This window comes from Hymenobacter terrenus (assembly GCF_000972495.1).
GTDB classification, from domain to species: Bacteria; Bacteroidota; Bacteroidia; order Cytophagales; family Hymenobacteraceae; genus Hymenobacter; species Hymenobacter terrenus.
The window spans coordinates 1-204 of sequence record NZ_LATM01000171.1; the positions used below are offsets into that span (position 1 = coordinate 1).

At 57.8% G+C, this 204-nt stretch carries 1 protein-coding gene; it reads right to left on the reverse strand.

Features of this window, described 5'->3' with window-relative positions; genetic code table 11:
* On the reverse strand, positions 1-204 hold a 204-nt coding region (locus tag WX88_RS26985), incomplete at both ends, for a GAD-like domain-containing protein (RefSeq protein WP_197077002.1).

The window sequence follows — 204 nt, forward strand, 5'->3', positions numbered from 1 at the left end:
AAGCTGATAGGTATCGGCCAGCAGGTCGGCGTAGTCCTCGGGGTTCACCACCTTCAGGTAGCCGTCGCAAAAAGTACCAAACCCGTATTGCTCCCAGACCGCCAGAATTTCCGGGGGCACCAAGTCACGGTAGTGGGCGAGGAGTTCCGGCGTTGGCCGGTCAACAATCGTATAGTCAGGAAAGCGGGCAAGCAGCTTAGTGAG